The following is a 20867-nucleotide window of genomic DNA, read 5'->3' on the forward strand; positions in this document are numbered from 1 at the left end:
AATGGAGCGGTCAGTGAACCCGGACACTTCCGTATGCCGCCGCTGCGGCATGCCGCTGGCGTACGACGCCTACCTGCTCGCCGCGGAGGGCCGGCCGTCCTCACCCGACCCGGCGCAGTGCCGGCACTGCGCCACCGGCACCGAGATCGTGGACCGGACCGGGCAGAGCGCGGACAACAAGTGGATCCTCGACCTCATCCTCCGTACCTACCAGGCCAAGTCCAGCCGCGGAACGCGTGCAGTGGCCTCGGCGCTCGGCAAGCTGCCGGGGGCGCTGCCCTCCGGCATCCGTTCGCTGACCGACCTGGTCAACAGCGTGCCGGAAAAGCGGTCCGGCTCGGTCGACGCCATGGTGCTCTACAGCGGCGGCAAGGACTCCAGCTGGATGCTCATCGAGCTGGCCCAGCGGCAGGGCCTCAATGTCGTGGCCTGGATGCTGGACCAGGGGTACCAGTCACCCGCCGCGATCAAGAACGCGGAGGCGCTGTGCAACAAGCTCGGCGTCGAGTTGGTCATCGCCAAGCCGGAACGCGATCCGATGGACACGCTCTTCCGGCTGGGCTTCGGGGTGAACGAGACCGATGACCCCGACCTGATCAGGGCCGCCATGACCTACGGCTCGGCGTGCTGGCCGTGCTTCGCGACCATCGCGGCCCAGGCGACCCTGTTCTGCCGTGACAACGACGTGGCCTTCTGCTTCATCGGTACCCAGAAGGGCCAGAACCGGATGGACCTGGCCGGCTCGCCGGCCCTGTCCGGTGGCGCGCTGCCCCCGGTCACGAGCTTGCTGGACAAGTTCGTCGCCCCGATGCGCGAGCACGCGCGGGCCACCGCCCCCGACTCCGCCGAGCTGCTCGCCACCGCCGACTGCCGCAGCGTGCTCATCCCGTTCTACGAATTCGTCGAGAAGCCCCCGTTCCCGGAGCAGATCGCCGACCTGGAGAGGGCGGGCTGGCACATGCCCAGGAACACCGGAGCCTGCAGCACCAACTGCATGATGAACGAGCTGGGCCGCAAGGTCATGCGCAACCAGTACGGCTTCGACCTGTACCAGATCATCGACGCCAACGAGCGTCGGCTCAGCGACAGTCCGGAGCCCGCCCCTGTCGCGGCCCTCGACGAGGACGCCGTCCGCCGCGGCGCGAAGCTCATGGAACTGACCCCGGTGGAGCGCCTCAAGTTCGGGGTGGACGAATGAGGAGCACGACGACCGCACCGAAGAGCGGCGAGGAATTCGCCGGGTACCGATTCGTCGACCATGTCGCCCGGCGTGCGGTGAGTTCGCTCTCCCACGTCATCGGGGTCAAGAGCGTCACTCGGCCCTTCTGGAACCGCTGGCGCGCCTCCGGCATCGACGACGAGATCCTCATGAAATTCCTCGGCGCCATCGACAGCATCGAGGACTGGCCGCACGCGGCCATGGAATTGGTGACCGACGCCGAGCGAAATCTGCCCGCGCTCTCCTCGCACACCGTGGACGAGCGGGTGGCCTACCTGCGGCGGCTTTCCTACCTCGCGCACATGGCTCAGTGGGGTTGCCTGCCCATGACCGACCTCAAGCGTGACGCGTATCGCAAGTCCCGCGATTACTACGTCGAGGCCGAAACGCTCGCCTGGGGCGAGAACTACCTCCAGGTGCGCATTCCGTTCAACGGTCACGATTATGCGGGCAACCTCCACCTCCCGACCGGTGATCCCGAGCGCAGTCCGCTCGTCGTCATCCTCCACGGGATGGACGACACCAAGGAGGAACACCTGGCCACGGAGAACGAGCTCTGCGCGGCAGGCTTCGCCGTGCTGGGCATCGACGGGCCGGGCCAGGGCGAGAGCCTGATCCTGGAGGACAAGACCTGGCCGGCCGATTTCCACGGCATCGTGCCGGCGGCGATCGATGCCCTGGCCGAGCCGTACCGCCTGGACGCCGAACGGGTCGGGGTCATCGGCATCAGCTGGGGCGGCCTGTGGGCCGTCAAGGCAGCGGCCGCCGACGAACGGGTCGCGGCCGTCTACGACCTCGGCGGACCCATCGACGCCGGCCGGTGGAAGAAGCTCCCGTACTTCCTGAAGAGCAAGTACGGCCAGGTCCTCGGCATTGAATCGCCCGATGACCTGCCGGACTACCGGACGACCTTCTCCATCACCGACGAGGAACTGCTGAGTAAGGTCCGCGTCCCCGTACGGATCATCCATGGCGCGAAGGACCCGCTGGTCAAGGTTCGCGACAAGGAATGGCTGCAGCAAACCCTCAAGGAATTGCACCCCGGGCAGGACGTCTCCCTGCTGACCTACGCGGACGGTGACCACTGCTGCACCGGCCACGGCGCCGAAATACGGGCCGACGGCGCCGCATTCTTCAGCCGCGTACTGGGCGTACCGGCAGCACCACTCGACGAGCAGCGCAATCGCGCGGAAAGGACCACGGCGTGACCACGGACGCGACCCTCGCCGGTGAGCAGCAGGAAATCCTGCGGAAGCTGGCGGAAATCATCGAGGAAATCGCCGAAATACCCGCCGCCGACGTCGCGATGGACAAGCGTTTCATCGACGACCTGGACATCGACTCGCTCTCGATGATCGAAATAGCCGCGCAGACCGAGGCCGCCTTCGACCTGGACATCCCGCCGGAGGCGCTGGCCGACCTGCTCAGCGTGCGCGACGCGGTCGAACTCGTCCAGCGGAAACGTGCCTGACGGCCCCCTCACACCCGCGAAAGGCTGTCATGAGCAACAATGACGTCGTGGTCACCGGTCTCGGCGCGACCACACCCCTTGGTGGTGACGTCTGGTCCACCTGGGAGGCCATGCTGGCCGGCCGCAGCGGCGGTCGGCAGCTGGATCCCGAGCTGGTCGAGAAGTTCCGGCTGCCGGTCAGGATCGCAGCACCGCTCGCCGTCGAGCCGGCGTCGGTCCTGCCCCGGGGCGCGGTCCGCCGGCTGGACCGATGCCAGCAGGTGGCGGTCGTGGCGGCCCAGCAGGCGTGGGAGGAGGCCAAGGCGCAGGACCACGTCGACCCGGACCGGGTCGGGGTCGTCGTGGGCACCGGCATCGGCGGCATCCGCACGCTCCTGGAACAGGCCGACTTGCTGACCGGCAAGGGGCTGCGCCAGATGTCGCCCCTGACCGTGCCGATGCTGATGCCCAACGGACCGGCCGCACAGGTGGGGCTGGCCCTCGGCGCCCGCGCCGGGGTGCATGCGCCGGTGTCGGCGTGCGCGTCGGGCGCCGAGGCGCTCGTGTGGGCGTGGCGCATGCTGCGCGCCGGGGAAGCGGACATCGTGGTCGCGGGAGGAGCGGAAGCGAGCCTCACCGGCGTCACGATGGCCGCCTTCGCCAGGACCCGCACCCTGAGCCTGCGCAACGACGACCCCCGGCGCGCCTCCCGTCCCTTCGACGCGGACCGGGACGGCTTCGTGCTCGGCGAGGGCGCCGGCATGGTCGTACTGGAGCGGGCCGAGCACGCCGCGGCCCGCGGCGCCAAGGTGTACGCACGACTGGCAGGCGTCGGCACCAGCGCCGACGCCCACCACATCACCGCCCCCGACCCGACGGGGCGCGGTCAGGCCACCGCGATCCGCGCCTCGATGCGGTGCGCCCGGGTCACCCCCGCCGACGTGGGCCACGTCAATGCGCACGCCACCTCCACCGTCGTCGGGGACATTCCGGAGACGGTGGCCATCAAGGAGGCGATCGGCGACCACCCCGTGCTGACGGCCCCCAAGGGGGCACTGGGGCACCTCCTCGGCGCGGCCGGCTCCACCGAGGCCATCAGCACGGTGCTCAGCCTCCACCACGGACTCCTCCCGCCCACCGCGAACCTCGAAAAGCTGGACCCGCAGGTGGAGATGGACGTCGTCGCCGGTGAGCCGCGGAAGACCGATGCGGCCGTCGCCGTCTGCGACTCCTTCGGCTTCGGCGGACACAACGTCGCGCTGACGTTCGTGAAGGAGTGACGGCACGGGACATGGCCATGCAGCAACTCCTTCACGGCAAGAAGATCCTGGTCACCGGTGTCCTCACCGACACCTCCATCGGTTTCCACGTCGCTCGGGTCGCACAGGAGCTGGGCGCGCGGGTGATCCTCACGGCGCACCCGCGGCCCAGGATGACCCGGCTGTTCGCGCAGCGCCTGCCGTCCGGCCCGGACGACCCGCCGCCCGTGATCGAACTCGACGTCACGGATGCCGGCCACCTCGCCCGGCTCGCGGAACAGGTGGCCGAGCACGTGGACGGGCTCGACGGCGTCGTGCACGCGATCGGCTACGCCCCGCCGGCCGCGCTGGGCGGCAACTTCCTGACCACCGAATGGCCCGACGCGGCCACCGCACTACAGGTCTCCGCCTACTCCCTCCAGTCCCTCACGATGGCCTGCCGCCCTCTGATGAAGGACGGCGGGTCGGTGGTCGGCCTGACCTTCGACGCATCCAGGGCATGGCCGGCGTACGACTGGATGGGGGTGGCCAAGGCCGCTCTCGAATCGTGCGCCCGCTACCTGTCCCGGTACCTGGGCCCGGAAGGCATCCGGGTCAACCTGGTGGCCGCGGGGCCGCTGGCCACGACCGCCGCCCGGAGCATCCCCGGATTCGACGGGCTCACCGCACAGTGGCCGGCCACGGCGCCCCTCGGATGGGACGTGCGGAACCCCGAACCGGCCGCGCTCGCCTGCGCGGCATTGATGTCGGACTGCTTCCCCGCCACCACGGGAGAGATCGTGCACGTCGACGGCGGGCTGCACGCCGTCGGAGCCCCGCCGGCCGCGCCCGTGGCCCCACCGCACGCCACCTGAGGCCGAGACCTCCGCCCCGCCGTCACCAGGAGAACGGACCGTGACGCAGCTACGCATCGCCTTTGCCCGGCTCGACACCGCCAACGGCGCCCCGAGCGTCGAAGTGGCCCGGCGCGCCGCCGCCCATGGAGCGCACCTGGTCGTGTTCTCCGGGGAGGTACGCACCGGCCGCTCCACGGAGGACCTGCGTCGGCGTGCCCCGGCCACGGCGGGGTGCGGCGAGCTGCCGACCGCGGTCCTCCACCGCGGACGGCTCTCCGTACACAAGGCAGGGCATGCCGTTGGTGCCGCTTCCGACGCCTCCCGCTGCGGCACACCCGGCGACCGGCTGCCGGTGCTCCGGCTGCGCGGCCTGGACGTCGCCCTCGTCCGCGCTGAAGACCTCCTCGGGGACGACGGCGTGGTGACAGCGGCCCGCGCGGCCGGTGTGCGCCTCCTCGTCGTGCTCGACGCGGCGCCGTACGAACGGGCGGAGGCCGCTGCCCGGCTCGAACTGTGCGCGCGGCGGGCGCGGGAAGCCGGCACCGCGGTGGCGTACTGCCGCCTCGGCGACCGACAGGGCGAATCCGTCGCCGGGGACGAGGCATTCGGTGTGACCCGTACAGGAGAACTCCTGCCGGTCGACGTCCGGTTCGATAAGGAGATGTGCCTCGCCGACCTGGCACTCCCGGAGGCCCCCGCCCCGCCGCGCGGAGCGTACCCGGCACCTGCGGTACAGCCGTGGCGGCTGGTGCCCGGCCTGCCGGAGGACACGAGCGCGCACCCATCCGCCACACCCCTTGCCGTACGGCGCCTGGCCCTCCCGACCGGGCAGGTGACGCCCGCGCCACCTCTGGCGGGACCACGGGGGGAGCGTGACGGGGCATACGCTCCAACGCCTCTCACGCGCCGGCCCCCTGTCCCTGCCCGTACGGCACCGAACCGATACCGCGGCGGAGCATCGACGAGCCGCGGAGCGCCCGAGGGCTGTCCCGAAGCGCTTCGACCGTGACCGATGCCTGCCCTTCACCAGCGGACGGCGCCAGCCCCGCTGCCGACCTCACGAGTGGGAGATCGACCATGCATGAGCCGGCGATCCGGCACGACTTCGTCACGGTCCTCCGGGACCTGGCGGCCGGCCAGGGAAGCAAGGTCGCCACGGTCTACCTGACCGATGGCGTGCCGGACGCGGGGGAGGTGATCGCCACCTACGCCGACCTCGACCGCAGCGCCCGCCGGGTCGCCGCGTGGCTTCAGCAGCGCACCCGACCCGGTGACCGCGTGCTGCTCGCCTGCCTGCCCGGGCCGGCCTTCCTGGACGCGTTCCTCGGATGCCTGTACGCCGGGGTGATCGCCGTGCCGGCGCCGCCCCCGGACGGCCACCGGCGCAGCCTCGACCGCCTGGCGGGCATCGTCGCGGACGCCGGCATCGGCTACCTGCTGAGCGACACCCCGACGATGCCCGTTCTGGACGACTGGCTGGCCTCCGGCGACCGCACGCTGCGCCACGCCGCCACGGACACTCTCGACGCCGACCCCGACGACTGGCGCCCCGTACCGCTGGAGCCGGACACGGTCGCCTTCCTCCAGTACACCTCGGGCTCGACGAGCACACCCAAGGGAGTCGTCATCACCCACGGCAACGTCGTCGCGAACCAGGCGGCGATCGGTGAGGCCATCGGCTCCAGCCACCGGACACGCGGTGTGGGCTGGCTCCCGCACTTCCACGACATGGGCTTGATCGGCCAGTTCCTGCACCCGCTCTATGTGGGCGGCACCCTCTACTACATGTCGCCGATGGCCTTCCTCAAGCGGCCCGCCGCCTGGCTCCAGGCCATCAGCCACTACCGTGCCGACATCACCCCGGCGCCGAACTTCGCCTACGAACTGGCCGCCCGGCGCGTCAGCGACCGGCAACTGGCCGCGCTCGACCTGTCGACGCTGGAGGTCGCGCTCAACGGTGCGGAACCGATCAGCATCCCCGCGATGGAGCAGTTCACCCGTCGCTTCGCCACGGCCGGCCTGCGCCCCGAAGCCATGAGCCCCTGCTACGGCCTCGCCGAGGCGACGCTCCTGGTGACCGGCACTCCCAGGCTGCGCGGCGCCGCAGTGCACGCCGTCGATGCCGACGCCTTCCAGCACGGCCGGCTCGCCCCCACCCGGCCGGGTGCCGCCATTCAACGGCTGGTCAGCAGCGGACGGCACGGGGTCCTCGACGTGCGCATCGTCGATGCCCACACCCTGGAGGCACTGCCGGAACAGCGGATCGGCGAGATCTGGGTCAGCGGGCCCGGCGTCGGGGCCGGCTACTGGAACAACCCCGGCCTGACGCGGGAGACCTTCGGAGCCCGCACCGCCGACGGCCAGGGGCCGTTCCTGCGCACCGGCGACCTGGGAACCCTGATCGACGGCGAGCTCTACGTCACCGGCCGCGTCAAGGACCTCATCATCATCAACGGCCGCAACCTCTACCCGCACGACATCGAGGAATCCGTCCGGGGCTCCCACCCTGTCCTCGCCTCGGGTGCTTCCGCCGCGTTCGCGCTGGGTGGCCGCCCCGAACAGCTCGTCCTGGTCCAGGAGATCAAGCCGCGCCAACTGGACGGTACGGCCGTCGGCGAGCTGGCCGCCGCAATCACCAGCCACGTCCGGCACGCCTTCCAGATCCCCCGGGCCGAGACCGTCCTGGTGGCCCCCGGCACGGTCGAGCGCACCACCAGCGGAAAGATCCAACGGGCCAGGACCCGGGACCGCTACCTCAGCGGTGAGCTGACGCCGCTTCAGGAACGGCCGGCCTCGCCCACCGGCGCCGTGCCGTCGTGAACTCGTAGCGCCCGCGCAGCCGCTTCCGCCGGGGGCATGAGGAAGGGGCGCAGGGGGAGGCGCGCCGCTTTTTCCGACAGGTGAGTGCGGTGGCTGGGAGTGAGGCGGGCCAGGAGCCAACCCCAGGCGGCGGCCATGAGCGGGAGGAAGCGTTCGGGAGCGCAGTGGGTTGCGTTCCGGATGACCCACACCGTGGTGTTCGGCGCGTGCGCCAGGCCGGTGGTGTCGAGGAGGGGTACGTACTGGTCGTCGGCGCCGTTGACGGCCAGCAGCGGTGCCGCGCCGGCGGACCTCAGCAGGTCCTGGTCGCGCAGCGAGAAGCGGGCCAGCAACTCGGCGGCCTGCCGGCCGTCGGGCTGGCGGTCGAGGCCGAGGGCGTTGCCGACGATGCCGGGCATCCCGTGTGGCATGGCGAGCAGCTCGTCGTCACCGCGTACGGCCACGCCGGTCGGCCCGCCGATGTCCACGGCGGCGTCCACCCTTCCTTGCAGGGCCAACTTCGCCGCCCAATGACCGCCGAAGCTCAACCCGAGGAACCCCACCGGCCGGCGGTACTGCACGCGCAGTTGTTCCACGACGCCGCCGAGCACGGCATCGGCGTCGTGGGTCAGCGGTACCGCCGACTCGCCGGTACCGGGCATGTCCGCCGCCGCCACCAGCAGCCCCGTGGCGAGCGCCGAGGACACGGCGAGCCGGTGCAGGTCCATCTTCCAGGTGTCCACGCCGCCGGACAGCAGGAGTACGCCGCGCGGACGGCCGCCCGCTGCCTGTCGGCGACGGAAGAGGTGAAGTGGGACAGCGGTGGTGCCGTGGCGGCCGTCCGGTACCTCGACGATCTTCCGTTGGAACCGCACCGGAAACCGCTCTGTGGCCTTCAGGTACCAGTCGAGTTGTTGTTCATGCGCCGCGCGGCGTTCGGGGGTTGCCGACACGGGGAAGCGCGCGGCTCCCCAGCACAGTGAAGCCAGCAGTAGGTGGCCCTGCCGTGCGGCGCGTTCGGCGTGCTGCGTCCAGACCGGCACCCAGCTGGTGGGCCCCGTTCCCCACATGTCGTCGATCCGGTGCTCGGCGTCCGCCACGGTGCTCGCCGGGATGCCGAGCGAGACCAACTGGCGGGTGCGTTCGCGCAACAGCGCCTTGGGGTCGACATCGAAGGTGAACATGGTTCCTCCCGCCTCCTGACAGCAGGCGACGCCGGGCGGCGCCGGCCGACGGCAGACGAGACGGCGCGACCGGCACGGCGCGCCGGGCGGCCACACAGGGCACCCCGGCGCCGGTCGGGAACCGACTCTATCCAGGGGGAGTTACCCGGACGGGTTCGGCCGTCCGGGGCACTCTGTGGGCCGGTCCGTTGATGAGGCGGGGACGGCCTTCGCCTGCACGGCGTGCGGGGGAGTGACCGGGGACGGATTGTGCGGCAGGGTCGGGCTCTGATGGGCCGTGTCCGACGTAAGTTCCGGGCATGGTGGGTTCCGATAGGGCGACGGTGGGCGACGGAGAGGTCGGGATGACGACAAGCGTAGGAGCAGGGTCCGACAACGGTGCGGTGCTGACGCGGAAGGACTTCGAGCAGCGGATGGAGCGTGCCGGGCGGGCGGCGGCGGATGCCGGGCTGGCCGGGCTGATCGTGACGCCGGGGCCCGACCTGGTGTGGCTCACCGGGTACCAGCCGACGGCCGTGACCGAGCGGTTGACCGCGCTGGTCGTCAGCGCCGACCGGCGGCCGCGCCTGGTGGTGCCCGTACTGGAGCGGGCCGACGCGCAGCATGCCGCCGGTGCCGGTGCGACGGAGCTCGTGGGGTGGCGGGACGGCGAGGACCCGTATGCGGTGCTGGCCGGATTGCTGGAGCCGGAGCGCCGGTACGGGATCTCCGACTCGGCGTGGGCGATGCACCTCCTCGGGATGCAGCGGACGCTGCCGGGCAGCGCGTACGCCTCGCTCACGGAGGCGCTGCCGATGCTGCGCGCGGTCAAGGACGCGTACGAGGTGGAGCGGCTGGCTGCCGCGGGTGCGGCCGCGGATGCCACGTACGAGGAGATCCTGGGCGTGCCGTTCGCGGGGCGCCGGGAGAGCGATGTGGCGGCGGACCTCGCGCGGCTGCTGCTCGAACACGGGCACAGCCAGGTGGACTTCACGGTGGTGGGTTCCGGACCCAATGGGGCCGACCCGCATCACGAGGCGGACGACCGGGTCATCGAGGACGGCGACATGGTCGTACTGGACTTCGGTGGGCTGAAGGACGGGTACGGCTCGGACACGACGCGCACCGTACACGTGGGTGAGCCGTCCTCGGAGGAACGGAAGGTCCACGACATCGTGCGGGAGGCACAGCAGGCGGCCTTCGAGGCGGTGCGGCCGGGCGCCGCGTGTCAGGACATCGACCGGGTGGCGCGAAAGGTGATCAAGGCGGCCGGGTACGGCGAGTACTTCATCCACCGCGTCGGGCACGGCATCGGCGTGACCACGCACGAGCCGCCGTACATGGTCGAGGGCGAGCATCTGCCGCTGGTTCCGGGGATGTGCTTCTCGATCGAGCCGGGGATCTATCTGCCGGGGCGCTTCGGTGTGCGGATCGAGGACATCGTGACGTGTACGGAGACGGGCGGGCGGCGGCTGAACAACACGGCGCGGGAGATGGGAATCGTGGGATAGCGCTCTTGCGTCCCGGCGTCCCGGCGTCCCGGCGTCCCGGCGTCCCGGCGTCTCGGCGTCCCGGCGGCCTGCCCGGCTGCCTGCGGGGCGGACGGGCGCGACATTCGGCGGTGGGGTGAGGGGGCGATGCGGGGAGGTTGACGCGGGGAGGGCGGCTTGGCTGTGGAGGGGTTATCCACAGGCTGGGGCTGGCGTCGGCGGATTGTCGGTGGCGGGGTGCAGGATGGGTCGTGAAGAGGTCGGGCGAGGGCGAAGACGGGTGTCGGTCGGCCGGGTGTCAGGTGCCGGGTGTTGGGCGCCGGGTGTTGGGCGCCGGACGTCGGGTTTCGGCTGACGGATGAGTGCCTGCGGAGGCCGGCTCGCGAGAGGACTTGCGCGCGGGCGTGGGTGGGGTCGCGGGCGGAGACGGAGTGGTGCGGAAATGGGCGGTGGTCGTATGGCCGGGCGAGCCGAGAGCGCCGGGCGGACGAGGCGGGCCGTGCGGCGGCCGGCGATACGGCTGCCGGAACTGGTGGCGTACGAGGGAGGAGAGTGGGAGCCGGAAGGGGACTACGACGGGCTGGAGTTCGCCGACGCGGACTTCGGGAGGCAGTCGGCGCGCGGTGCCAGGTTCCTTGACTGCGCTGTGCGGCGATGCTCGTTGGACGAGGCGGTGTTGAGCCGGGCGCGCTTCATCGACAGCGTGCTGGAGGGGGTGCGGGGCGTCGGTACGGATCTGTCGGGGGCGTCGTTCCGCGACGTGGAGGTGGCGGACGCGCGGCTGGGCGGTACGCAACTGCATGGTGCGGTGCTGGAGCGGGTCGTCGTACGCGGCGGGAAGATCGATTTCCTCAATCTGCGGAAGGCGAAGCTGCGGGACGTCGCGTTCGAGGAGTGCGTGCTGGTGGAGGCGGACTTCGGCGGAGCCGAGCTGGAGAGGGTGACGTTCGAGGGCTGCACCCTGGCGCGTACGGACTTCAGCGAGGCGCGGATGCGGGACGTCGATCTGCGGGGTACGGCGACGCTGGACATCGCGCGGGGCATCGACCGGCTCGCGGGTGCGGTGATCAGCACGTCACAGCTGATGGACCTGGCACCGGCCTTCGCGGCACAGGTGGGCGTCACGGTGGAGTGAGGGGAGCCGAACGATCAACGGGGGTGATCGACGTGGGGGATCGGCGAGCGGGCCGATGAGGGGCCGATGAGGGGGCGGGGAGGGGGCGGGGAGGGAGCGCCGATGGGGGAAGGGCAGCCGGAATGATCAGATGCGGGGGAAGCGGGCCTGGAGGTCCCATACGAGCGGGTTGTCGGCCAGCCCGTCGTGCATGTCCGTGAGGTCGGCGATCAGGTCGTGCAGGAAGTCGCGGGCCTCGCGGCGCAGCGCGGCGTGGTTGAAGCTGAGCGGGGCCTCGTCGACCGGCATCCAGTCGGCGGTGACGTCCACCCACCCGAACCGGCGCTCGAAGAGGATCCGGTCGGAGGACTCGGTGAAGTCCAGCTCGGCGTGTTGCGGGCGGGCGGCGCGGCTGCCGTGGGGGTCGCGGTCGAGCTGCTCGACGATGTCGCAGAGGGCCCAGGCGAAGTCCAGAACCGGTACCCAGCCCCAGGCAGTGGACAGCTCCCGGTCCTCGTTGGTGTCGGCGAGGTAGACGTCACCGCAGAACAGGTCGTGACGCAGCGCGCGGGTGTCCGCGGTGCGGTAGTCCGTCTGCGGGGGGTCCGGGAAGCGCCGGGAGAGCGAGTAGCCGAGGTCGATCACGTAGGTGATGGTCGCATGCCGGTTGCGGTGATCGCTCGGGGGTGGGGTGTGCCTGGGGCGGGCCGAGCTTGTCCCAGCGCGGCCGGCCGGCCCCAGGGCTCGAAGGAGTCGAGGGCGAGGTGAACGGTCAGGTTCCGGTGAACGGTCGGGTTGGGGTGACCGGTCGCGGGTGGGGTCAGGGTCGAGTGACGATGCGAGGCAGGGGTGAACGCTCGGGGTGCGGTCAGGGCTGGGTGAGGATTCGGGGGCCGTCGTCGGTGATGGCGATGGTGTGCTCGAAGTGGGCGGCGCGGCTGCCGTCCGTCGTACGGAGCGTCCAGCCGTCGCTCGCCGTGTAGTACGCGTTGCTGCCGCCGGCGAGGAACATCGGCTCGATGGCGAGGACGAGGCCGTGGCGGAGTACGAAGCCGCGGCCGGGCCGGCCGTCGTTGGGTACGGACGGGTCCTCGTGCATCTGGCGTCCCACGCCGTGGCCGCCGAAGTCGGTCGGGATTCCGTAGCCGGCGGCGCGGCCGATGCTGCCGATGGCGTGCGAGATGTCGCCGATGCGGGCGCCCACGACGGCCGCCGCTATGCCGGCCTCCAGGGCGCGCCGGGTGGTGTCCATGAGGCGCTGGTCCTCCGGGCTCGGGGTGCCGACCGCGACGGTGATCGCCGCGTCGCCTGCCCAGCCGTCCACCACCGCGCCGCAGTCGATGCTGAGCAGGTCGCCGTCGCGCAGCCGGTACGAGCTCGGGACGCCGTGCACGATCGCGTCGTTGACGGAGGTGCACATGGTGGCGGGGAAGGGGGTGGATGCGAAGGACGGGCGGTAGTGGAGGAAGGGCGAGGTGGCGCCTGCCTCGCGCAGCACCGAGCGGGCGACCTCGTCGAGCTCGGTCAGTCGGGTGCCGGGGGGGGCGGCGTCGCGTACGGCGCTGAGGATGTCGCCGACGACGCGGCCTGCGGTGCGCATCGCGTCGAGGGCGGTGTCGGTCTTGATCTCCACCATGGTCGGGTCCTTCGTGTTCGGGGCGCGCTGCGTGATGGGGGCTTGAGCGCCCGTGTGGGCGGGTGGTTGCGCGGGGTGCGGTCTCGGTCTGTCGGCCATGACCAACGCCCACGGTTCGCTGCATCTCGCCGCGCGCCAATTTTTATACCGGTATTTGTTTACCGGTATTAGTATCACAGCATGGTCCGTACACCTCTCACTCCCTGGGAACGCGAACGCGGCGAGCAGCTGGGGGCGTTGCTCCGGGCGGCGCGCGGTGATCGCAGCATGGTCGAGATCGCGGCGGCGGCGGGGGTCTCCGCCGAGACGTTGCGCAAGATCGAAACGGGGCGGGCGCCGACGCCGGCCTTCTTCACCGTGGCGGCGCTGGCCTCGACGCTCGGGTTGTCGCTCGATGAGATCGCGGTTCTCGCTACGCCGCCGGTGGCGGGGGAGAGCAGCGGCGCGACCGAAGGGGGCGCAGCCGCGCCGCCGGGTATCGCGGCCGCCTGAGCGAGTCGGACCCTGACGCCCTGGCTCCGCCCTGCCCCCGTCCATGGGGGCTACGCCCGGTCGGCCACCCCAAGGCAGGCGCGCAAGCCCGCCGCGAGGCGACGAGATTTGCTGGGGGCGACGGCGAGGGAGAGGGGGAGGGTGAGGGTGAGGGAGTTCGGGCAGGCGTGGCCCGGTTCCGGGTGGCCCCCGGGGCGTTCCTCCTGGCCGCTGGCCGCTGGCCGCTGGCCGCTGGCCGCTGGCCGCCGGCCCGCGGCTCCCGATCCTCGCCCCTCGGCCGCCGGACCTTGCCCCCCGGGGGCCCTCGCCCCTCGACCGTCGGGATGGGGCGGACGTTGGGGCGGGCGTCCGGGCGGGCGTCGCGTACCCGTCGTACAGCGGAGGCCGCCCGGCCGCACCCGGTGGGCGCGGCGCGGACGGCCTCCGTCAGTCGGCTGTCCTGGCCAGCCGACTGCAATGACAGTCGACTGCGATGACAGTCGGCTGCCGTGGCAGTCAGGTGTTGCTCAGACGTTGACGCCGAAGTCCTGGGCGATGCCGACCAGGCCGGAGGCGTAGCCCTGGCCGACGGCGCGGAACTTCCACTCCGAGCCGTTGCGGTACAGCTCGCCGAAGACCATGGCAGTCTCGGTCGCCGCGTCCTCGCTGAGGTCGTAGCGGGCGATCTCCGTGCCGCCGGCCTGGTTCACGATGCGGATGAAGGCGTTGCGGACCTGGCCGAAGTTCTGGCTGCGGTTCTCGGCGTCGTAGATGGAGACCGGGAACACGATCTTCTCGACGTCGGCGGGCAGCGCGGCGAGGTTGACGTTGATCTGCTCGTCGTCGCCCTCGCCCTGGCCGGTGACGTTGTCACCGGTGTGCACGATGGACTGGTCCGGCGTGGCCTTGTTGTTGAAGAACACGAAGTGCTGGTCCGAGTAGACCTTGCCGCTCGGGTTGACCGCGATCGCGCTCGCGTCGAGGTCGAAGTCCGTGCCCGTGGTGGTGCGGACGTCCCAGCCGAGGCCGACCGTGACGGCGGTCAGGCCCGGGGCCTCCTTGGTGAGGGAGACGTTGCCGCCCTTGGACAGGCTTACAGCCATGGGATGTCCCTTTCCTTGTCGACTCGTCGAATCGTCGGGCTCCGTACTGCGGACGAAGCTACCGTCACCCTTCACAACGTCGACCGGCGACCAGGAGGTTCCAGCTATCTTTACTTTCTTTGCCAAGTCCTGATGCGGGCCGCGGGCCGCGGGCCTGCCTTCCGGCCGGGGCCGGGCCGGGTTCTCGAACGGGCGCCGCCGCAGAACCTGGGCTGGGCCTGCCGCAGAACCCGGGCGGGGAAATGCGGGTGACGGGACCGGGGTGGGCGCGCGATCATTGGGGCATGTCCGGGCCCTATGTCATCCGTGGTTCGGTCGTCCTTCCGGAGGCGGAGCTCGTCTGGCGCTTCTCGCGGTCATCCGGACCGGGCGGCCAGCACGTCAACACCTCCGACAGCCAGGTGGAGCTGCGCTTCGACCTCGCAGCGACCGATGCGCTGCCCGAGGTCTGGAAGGAGCGCGCGTTGCAGCGGCTGGCGGAGCGCGGGCGGCTGCTGGACGGTGGCGTGGTGTCCGTACGGGCCTCCGAGCACCGCTCGCAGTGGCGGAACCGCGAGACCGCGGCGGTCCGGCTCGCCTCCTTGCTGGCGGAGGCGTCCGCGCCGCCGCCGAAGCCGCGTCGCAAGACGCGGATACCGCGGGGCATCAATGAGCGCAGGCTGCGGGAGAAGAAGCAGCGCGGGGACACGAAGCGGGGACGCTCCGGCCGCGACTGGCACTGAGCCGCCACCCACCAGCCGGGACCTGTGGGTCCGTGGGCCCGTCACCTGGCTGCCGGGTCCCGTGCACCCGTGGCACCGATAGGGCCCGTCACCTGTGCCTGCCGGGCTCCGAGGCGCCGATGGGACCCGTCACCTGCCACCCGCCAACCGAGCCCCGTGGCACCGACGGTCCCGCCGCCCCGCTGGCCCCGAGCCGCCGGGCTCCCTCAGGCCTCGACCCGCCGGGCTCCCCCATGCCTCGACCCGCCGGACTCTCCCAGGCCTCGACCCGCTGCACTTCCTCAGAGGGCGAGTGCTTGCCAGGGGCGTGAGCGGTCCGTTACCCCAGCTTCCGGTAGCGCCCCCTGAAGTACGTCAGTGGGTTGGTTTCCACGTGCGGGGTGTGGGCGCTGAGTACGCGGCCGATGGTCAGGGTGTGGTCGCCGGCGACGACGCGCTGTTCCGTGCGGCACTCCATCGTGGCGAGCGCGCCCTTCACGAGTGCGGCGCCGGTCTGCTCGCCCCGTACGTGCGGGACGCTCGCGAAGAGGAGGCGGTCGCTGAGGCGGCCCTTCATGGAGAACTGGCCGGCGATGTTGCGCTGGCCCTCCGTCAGGACCGAGACGGCCCACAGGGGCTGCCGCTCCAGGATGTCGTCCATCCGGGACTCGTTGCGGACGCTCACCATGACCAGCGGCGGGTCGAGCGAGACGGACATGAACGCCGTGGCGGTCATCCCCGCGTCCTCCCCGGTCGGCACCTCACCGTCGGCGGGAAATGCCCCGTCGGTCAGGTCGTCCTCCGGGTCGAGGGCGGTGATCAGTACGACCCCGGCAGCGAGCCGGGACAGGGCGGCACGGAACTCGTCGGCACTCACCCCACCAGCATGCGGGATCAGCTCCGGACCCGAGCCGATCTCGTAGGGACGCGAGCCGGTCTCCTCCGGGCGGGAAGCCGTCTCTTTCGAAGGCAAGACCGTCTCCGTGGCCGGGCGCGGGGCGGTGCCCGGGGTGGGGGCGGTGCGCGGATCGGTGACGTCGGCGGCAGAGTTGTTCGTGAACACACAATGAACGCTAATCGGGTCTGCGTGCGGCCCGCATCGGGCCCTGGGACCAACCGCGTCCTAGGACTGTCGACCGAGGCCGCCGAGTGACGGAATTTGCGTTCAGGAAGTTTATGAAGGCGAGGAAAGGGCTTTCGGGGGAGGTGGACAACTTCCCGGCGTGTGCTGTGACTTGAGTCACAGCGAGGGGTAATTGTTGACCCTGTGTACCGGGTGAACAGCTCACTGTGATTCAGTGGCCGTGGCAATCGGACGACTAGAGGACGAGAAGAAGCCTGGAGTTGCTGTCGAGGTCTCAGGGAGAGCGAGCGATGGAGACCGAGTCGGAGCCATACGTCCGTCTTGCGACCCTGCGGCAGCTGCACCAAGTGGTCGCCGACCTGAACACCGCACGCAGCCTTGCGGACACGCTGCAGGCCGTCGCCGACGGCGCGATCACCGGGCTGGGCTATGAGCTCGCCGCGGTCAATCTCGTACGCCCCGACGGCGACCTCGTGGTGGCCGCGGTCGCCGGAAGCGCAGGTGCGGAGGCACTGCTGTCCGGCCGGGTCGGCTCCCGGGAGTCCTGGGAGCGCCGGCTGAGCATGGGCGAGCGCTGGGGCGACCTGTGCTTCATCCCGCACACCGAGGGCTGGGTGCTGGACGACGACGACGTCCCGCAGTGGCACGCCGCCGGCCCCACGCCGCGCTTCCCCGACGAGTGGCATCCGATGGACCGCCTCTTCGCGCCCATGTACGCGGCCTCCTCCGGCGGCGGCGAGCTGCTCGGCGTGATTTCCGTCGACCGGCCGCGCAACGGGCGCCGTCCGGGCGCCTGGGGCCGCGAGGCGTTGCAGATGTTCGCTTTCCAAGCTGCGATTGCGATCAGTAATGCCCGGTTGCGGGCAAACATGCAGCGCGCGCTGGTCCGGCTGGAGCGCGAGCAGCAGGCCCTGCGGGCGAGCGAGGAAAGCTTCCGGCAGGCCTTCGAGTACGCGCCGAGCGGCATGGCCATCGCCGAGATGGGCGGCGACCAGCACGGGCGACTGCTGCGTACGAACGACGCGCTGTGCCGGCTGCTGGGGCGCCCGGCCTCCGTGATGCGCCGGTACTCCTTCTCCGACCTGGTGCACCCCGAGGACATCGGGACGCTGCTGCGGACCTCCGCCGAGGGCGGCCGGGCCGAGCTGCGGCTGGCGCGCCGCGACGGGTCATACGTCTGGGTGAACCTGCGCAACAGCGTCGTCGCCGACACCGCCGACGGCCCGCGCTTCCTGCTCACGCACGTCGAGGACATCGAGGAGCGCAAGCGGCACGAGCTGCAACTCGCGCACCGGGCCAGCCACGACTCGCTGACCGGCCTGCCGAACGCCGCCGAGCTGCGAGCCCGGCTCAGCGCCCGGCTGTGCTCACGGCCGCCGGGCGCGGACGAGGCGGATGCGTTCGCCTCGTCGATCGGCGGGGAGGACGACGGGCACGACTTCCTGCCGGACGGCGGGGGCGAACCGTTCGAGGGCTTCCACCTGGCCCGTACGGGGCCGGTCTACGACAGTCACGTGCACGCGGTGGCGCCGTCGGACGGGCCGGAGGACGACGGGGCCAAGGGGCTGGCCGTGCTCTTCTGCGACCTGGACGGCTTCAAGTCGATCAACGACCGGTTCGGGCACCACACGGGTGACGCGGTGCTCATCGAGGTGGCCAGGCGGCTGACCAACGGGGTGCGCGACGGCGACACGGTCGCCCGGCTCGGCGGTGACGAGTTCGTCGTGCTCGCGGACGGGCTGGGCAAGGCGGACGCCCAGGACCTGGCCGTCCGGCTGCGGAACGCGATCATTCCGCCGATCCGGGTGGACGGCCGGGCCGTGCGGGTCGGTGCCAGCTTCGGGATCGGCTGGGCCGGCTGCGGGATGTCGGCCGAGGAGGTCCTGCAATCCGCTGACCAGCGGATGTACGTCGAGAAGCGGTCCCGGTCCAAGGCGAACCGGCGGGTGAGCTGACGGCCCGCCCCCCCCCGGGTCCGGGCCGCACCTCCGGGCCGGGGCCGCCCCCGGGCTGGGCCCGCCCCCGGGCTGGGCCCGCCCCCCCCGTCCGGGACCGGCACCCCCGGGCCGGGGCCTGCGCCTCAAGTCGGCGGCCGTCGTCCGCAACCGCATCCGGCACATCCATCACGTCGGACCCACTGGACCGACCGTCCCACCCGTCCCACTCATCCCGCCCACCCCATCCGTCCCGCCTCCCGGCCATGTGGCGGAAGACACCTGCCGCCCGCCCGGTGGCGCCGGCACCGCGCTGACCGCCGCCTACCCCGGTGAGCGCCCACCGTTCACCGTCCTGTAGGGATCTTGTGGCCGTACGGAACCGGCGTACGCCGCTCCGCACCGGGTAGGCTGCGCCGATGCGGCGCTGGCCGCCGGGGGCCTCACAAGCATGTAGACATCAGTACGTAGACATTCGTTTGCAAGACCGCTGGGGAGTGACGCGGAATGACGGCCGGTAGTAACGGCACGGACACGCCGGAGAACGACGATCCGTTCGGCTACCTCTACCGCTCGGAGGGCGGCGAGGCGGGCGCGCAGGGTACGTCGGGCGCCGGCGCGGCGGTGCGGCAGCCGGGCGTCCCCAGAAGGTCCTACAACCAGGTGCGCGCTGTCGGTGAGCGGCAGTACGGGCAGCAGCAGTACGGCCAGCAGGCGCCGCAGCAGCCGGCGTACGGCCAGAACGCGCACTACGCGGCGCCCGAGACGCTGCCGGGCGGCGACCGGGCGCGCACCGGCGGACACGGTGCCGGCGGCTCCGGTCAGGGGCCGCGCCGCAACCGCAACGGCCTGCTCATCGGCGCCATCGCCGTGGTCGCCGTGGTCTGCGTCGGCATCGGCGTCGCGATGATCTCCAACAGCGGCGAGGACAAGGGCGACGAGGCCGGCGGGGCCGGCGCGTCCGCGAGCGAGAGCGCCGAGCCGAGCTCCAAGCCGTCCGACAAGCCGGCCGAGCTCGACCTGCCCAAGGCCGACGCGGGCAGCCTGCGGCTGGACGGCTCGGCGACCACCGCCAAGGACATACCGGGCGCCCGTTCGTCCGGTGGCCTGTACGTCACCGGCATGAACACGCCGGGCTCCGCGGCGACGTGGAAGATGGACGTGCCCAAGGACGGCCAGTACACCGTCTTCGTGGGGTACGGCGTGCCCGGCAAGGACGCCGACGCCACCCTGTCGATCAACGGCAAGGCGCGCGACTCGGCGCTGAACATGAAGAACTTCGCCGGGGCGCAGGAAGGCGACTGGGAGAAGGGCTGGACCCGCACCTACGCCTACGTGCAGCTGACCAAGGGCACCAACGAGATCAAGATCTCCTGCGAGCAGGGGAACAAGTGCGACTTCAACCTCGACCAGGTGTGGCTCAAGGCGGGCCAGGTCACCAAGCCGTAGCAGGAAGCGCCGGGCACGAAGCCGTGTCCGGGAGCGCCGGCCGGGGCCGCTTCGCGGTCGCCGGCCGGTGCCGTCTCAGGCCGCGGCCGGGCCGTCCGTCACGGTGACCTCGCCCAGCAGCTCCTCGTACGTGGCGCGGTCGAACTCGCCGGCGCCCTCGGCCCGGACCGTCGCGGCCGACAGGGCCACCGCGCGGACCAGCCGGTCCGGCCAGGAGACCCCCTCCACCAGGCCGGACAGCAGTCCGGCCACCGCCGAGTCGCCCGCGCCCGTGGGGTTGCCGGCGATCCGCCGCGGCGGCGCGGCCTGCCAGGAGCCGTCCGCGGTGACCGCGAGCATGCCGTCGGCGCCGAGCGAGGCCGCGACCGTGTGCGCGCCCCGGCGGCGCGCGTCCCGTGCCGCCCGTAGCGGTTCGTTGTGGCCGGTCAGCGACGCCAGCTCGGCGGCGTTGGGCTTGGCGAGGTCGGGCCGGGCCGCGAGGCCGCGGCGCAGCGGTTCGCCGCTGGTGTCGAGGAGGACCGGGACGCCGGCCGCGCGGGCCGTACGGGTCAGGCGCGCGTACACGTCCACGGGGACGCCGGGCGGCAGGCTGCCGCACAGGGCCACCGCCTGCGCGCCGTCGAGGAGTTCGCGGTACCGGGTGAGGAACGCTTCCCACTCGGCGGGAGAAACGGTGGGGCCCGGTTCGTTGAGCTGAGTGGTGTCGCCGCCCGCGGTGTCCACGACGGCGACGGTGCGCCGTGTGGCGGCGCCGATGGGGACCAGCGCGTCGGTGACGCCGGTCTCCTGGGCGAGCATGGCGCGCAGCGCGTCCCCGGTGTCGCCGCCGGCGAAACCGGTGGCGACGGCGTCATGTCCCAGGGCGGCGAGCACCCGGGCGACGTTCAGGCCCTTGCCGCCGGGGCGTTCGGCCACCTCGGTGACCCGGTTGCTGTCGCGCGGGCGGAGCCGCGGTACCCGGTAGGTGATGTCGAGTGCGGCGTTCAGCGTGACCGTGAGGATCATGGTTCCCCCTCCCGCGCAGTGGTCGGGTGGCCGCGTGGGACGGCCGTGTACGGACGAGTGCGCGAGCGATCATGCCATTGCCGACGGCAGTTGGCACAGAGCGCGGTGATCGCCGGGGCCGCGGACCCGGATCAATCGGCCCAGCCCGGGCGGG

19 protein-coding genes are annotated in these 20867 nt (G+C 71.8%); 12 read left to right on the plus strand and 7 right to left on the minus strand.

The features are described from left to right. Positions 1 to 13 precede the first annotated feature (13 nt). From IF20_RS04305 to fabI, 5 genes are read left to right on the plus strand one after another with little or no spacing between them, the layout of a single operon-like run. The gene (locus tag IF20_RS04305; protein WP_199896487.1) at positions 14 to 1198 is read left to right on the plus strand and encodes an adenine nucleotide alpha hydrolase family protein; all 1185 of its coding nucleotides are present in this window, start codon (positions 14 to 16) and stop codon (positions 1196 to 1198) included. After that, positions 1195 to 2427, plus strand: a complete 1233-nt coding sequence (locus IF20_RS04310) for an alpha/beta hydrolase family protein (protein WP_052863603.1) — start codon at positions 1195 to 1197, stop codon at positions 2425 to 2427. Before IF20_RS04305 ends, IF20_RS04310 begins: the two co-directional genes overlap by 4 nt. Continuing rightward, positions 2424 to 2690 carry an acyl carrier protein gene (locus tag IF20_RS04315; RefSeq protein ID WP_052863604.1) on the plus strand — a complete coding sequence of 89 codons (267 nt, stop codon included), beginning with the start codon at positions 2424 to 2426 and terminating at the stop codon, positions 2688 to 2690. Before IF20_RS04310 ends, IF20_RS04315 begins: the two co-directional genes overlap by 4 nt. A gap of 29 nt (positions 2691 to 2719) precedes the next feature. Then, on the plus strand, positions 2720 to 3949 hold the full coding sequence (locus IF20_RS04320; protein ID WP_052863605.1) for a beta-ketoacyl-[acyl-carrier-protein] synthase family protein: 1230 nt from the start codon (positions 2720 to 2722) through the stop codon (positions 3947 to 3949). A 17-nt stretch (positions 3950 to 3966) separates the two neighbouring features. After that, positions 3967 to 4782: an enoyl-ACP reductase FabI gene (gene fabI, locus IF20_RS04325; protein ID WP_052864028.1), complete on the plus strand. Its 816-nt coding sequence runs from the start codon at positions 3967 to 3969 to the stop codon at positions 4780 to 4782. Positions 4783 to 4831: 49 nt separating this feature from the next. On the opposite strand, the gene IF20_RS04330 is transcribed toward fabI, so the two are convergent. Next, positions 4832 to 5545, minus strand: a complete 714-nt coding sequence (locus tag IF20_RS04330) for a hypothetical protein (RefSeq protein ID WP_052863606.1) — start codon at positions 5543 to 5545, stop codon at positions 4832 to 4834. A 296-nt stretch (positions 5546 to 5841) separates the two neighbouring features. Here IF20_RS04330 and IF20_RS04335 point away from each other — a divergent pair, with 296 nt between their 5' ends. Then, positions 5842 to 7584, plus strand: coding sequence for a fatty acyl-AMP ligase (locus IF20_RS04335; RefSeq protein WP_052863607.1), 1743 nt, complete (start codon positions 5842 to 5844; stop codon positions 7582 to 7584). On the opposite strand, the gene IF20_RS04340 is transcribed toward IF20_RS04335, so the two are convergent. After that, complete coding sequence (locus IF20_RS04340; RefSeq protein WP_052863608.1) at positions 7542 to 8747, minus strand: alpha/beta hydrolase; 1206 nt, start codon at positions 8745 to 8747, stop codon at positions 7542 to 7544. The genes IF20_RS04335 and IF20_RS04340 overlap by 43 nt on opposite strands. 344 nt (positions 8748 to 9091) lie before the next feature. Between IF20_RS04340 and IF20_RS04345 the strand changes: the two genes are divergently transcribed. Further along, positions 9092 to 10237 carry an aminopeptidase P family protein gene (locus IF20_RS04345; protein WP_052863609.1) on the plus strand — a complete coding sequence of 382 codons (1146 nt, stop codon included), beginning with the start codon at positions 9092 to 9094 and terminating at the stop codon, positions 10235 to 10237. Positions 10238 to 10673: 436 nt separating this feature from the next. Then, complete coding sequence (locus tag IF20_RS04350) at positions 10674 to 11351, plus strand: pentapeptide repeat-containing protein (protein ID WP_052863610.1); 678 nt, start codon at positions 10674 to 10676, stop codon at positions 11349 to 11351. 126 nt (positions 11352 to 11477) lie between these two features. Here the strand turns inward: IF20_RS04350 and IF20_RS04355 are convergent, their stop codons facing one another. Beyond that, a complete protein-coding gene (locus IF20_RS04355; RefSeq protein ID WP_052863611.1) occupies positions 11478 to 11975 on the minus strand; it encodes a hypothetical protein in 498 nt (165 codons plus the stop codon). Between the two features lie 223 nt (positions 11976 to 12198). Next, positions 12199 to 12966 (minus strand): type I methionyl aminopeptidase, encoded by a 768-nt coding sequence (gene map / locus IF20_RS04360; protein ID WP_052863612.1) that lies wholly within the window; start codon positions 12964 to 12966, stop codon positions 12199 to 12201. Positions 12967 to 13146: 180 nt separating this feature from the next. On the opposite strand from map, the gene IF20_RS04365 reads away from it, so the two are divergent. Beyond that, positions 13147 to 13458 (plus strand): helix-turn-helix domain-containing protein, encoded by a 312-nt coding sequence (locus IF20_RS04365; RefSeq protein ID WP_052863613.1) that lies wholly within the window; start codon positions 13147 to 13149, stop codon positions 13456 to 13458. A 506-nt stretch (positions 13459 to 13964) separates the two neighbouring features. Here IF20_RS04365 and IF20_RS04370 read toward each other — a convergent pair. Beyond that, on the minus strand, positions 13965 to 14540 hold the full coding sequence (locus IF20_RS04370; protein WP_052863614.1) for a TerD family protein: 576 nt from the start codon (positions 14538 to 14540) through the stop codon (positions 13965 to 13967). 284 nt (positions 14541 to 14824) lie between these two features. Here IF20_RS04370 and arfB point away from each other — a divergent pair, with 284 nt between their 5' ends. Beyond that, positions 14825 to 15262 carry an alternative ribosome rescue aminoacyl-tRNA hydrolase ArfB gene (gene arfB, locus IF20_RS04375; protein WP_052863615.1) on the plus strand — a complete coding sequence of 146 codons (438 nt, stop codon included), beginning with the start codon at positions 14825 to 14827 and terminating at the stop codon, positions 15260 to 15262. A 319-nt stretch (positions 15263 to 15581) separates the two neighbouring features. Here arfB and IF20_RS04380 read toward each other — a convergent pair whose 3' ends face one another. Continuing rightward, positions 15582 to 16157 (minus strand): flavin reductase family protein, encoded by a 576-nt coding sequence (locus tag IF20_RS04380; protein WP_052864029.1) that lies wholly within the window; start codon positions 16155 to 16157, stop codon positions 15582 to 15584. Between the two features lie 458 nt (positions 16158 to 16615). Between IF20_RS04380 and cdgB the strand changes: the two genes are divergently transcribed. After that, positions 16616 to 18280: a diguanylate cyclase CdgB gene (gene cdgB, locus IF20_RS04385; RefSeq protein WP_052863616.1), complete on the plus strand. Its 1665-nt coding sequence runs from the start codon at positions 16616 to 16618 to the stop codon at positions 18278 to 18280. A gap of 486 nt (positions 18281 to 18766) precedes the next feature. Then, a complete protein-coding gene (locus IF20_RS04390) occupies positions 18767 to 19708 on the plus strand; it encodes a carbohydrate-binding protein (protein WP_052863617.1) in 942 nt (313 codons plus the stop codon). Between the two features lie 75 nt (positions 19709 to 19783). Here the strand turns inward: IF20_RS04390 and pfkB are convergent, their stop codons facing one another. Continuing rightward, a complete protein-coding gene (gene pfkB / locus IF20_RS04395) occupies positions 19784 to 20713 on the minus strand; it encodes a 1-phosphofructokinase (protein ID WP_052863618.1) in 930 nt (309 codons plus the stop codon). Positions 20714 to 20867: the final 154 nt, after the last annotated feature.

The organism is Streptomyces niger (assembly GCF_000718305.1).
GTDB lineage: Bacteria > Actinomycetota > Actinomycetes > Streptomycetales > Streptomycetaceae > Streptomyces > Streptomyces niger.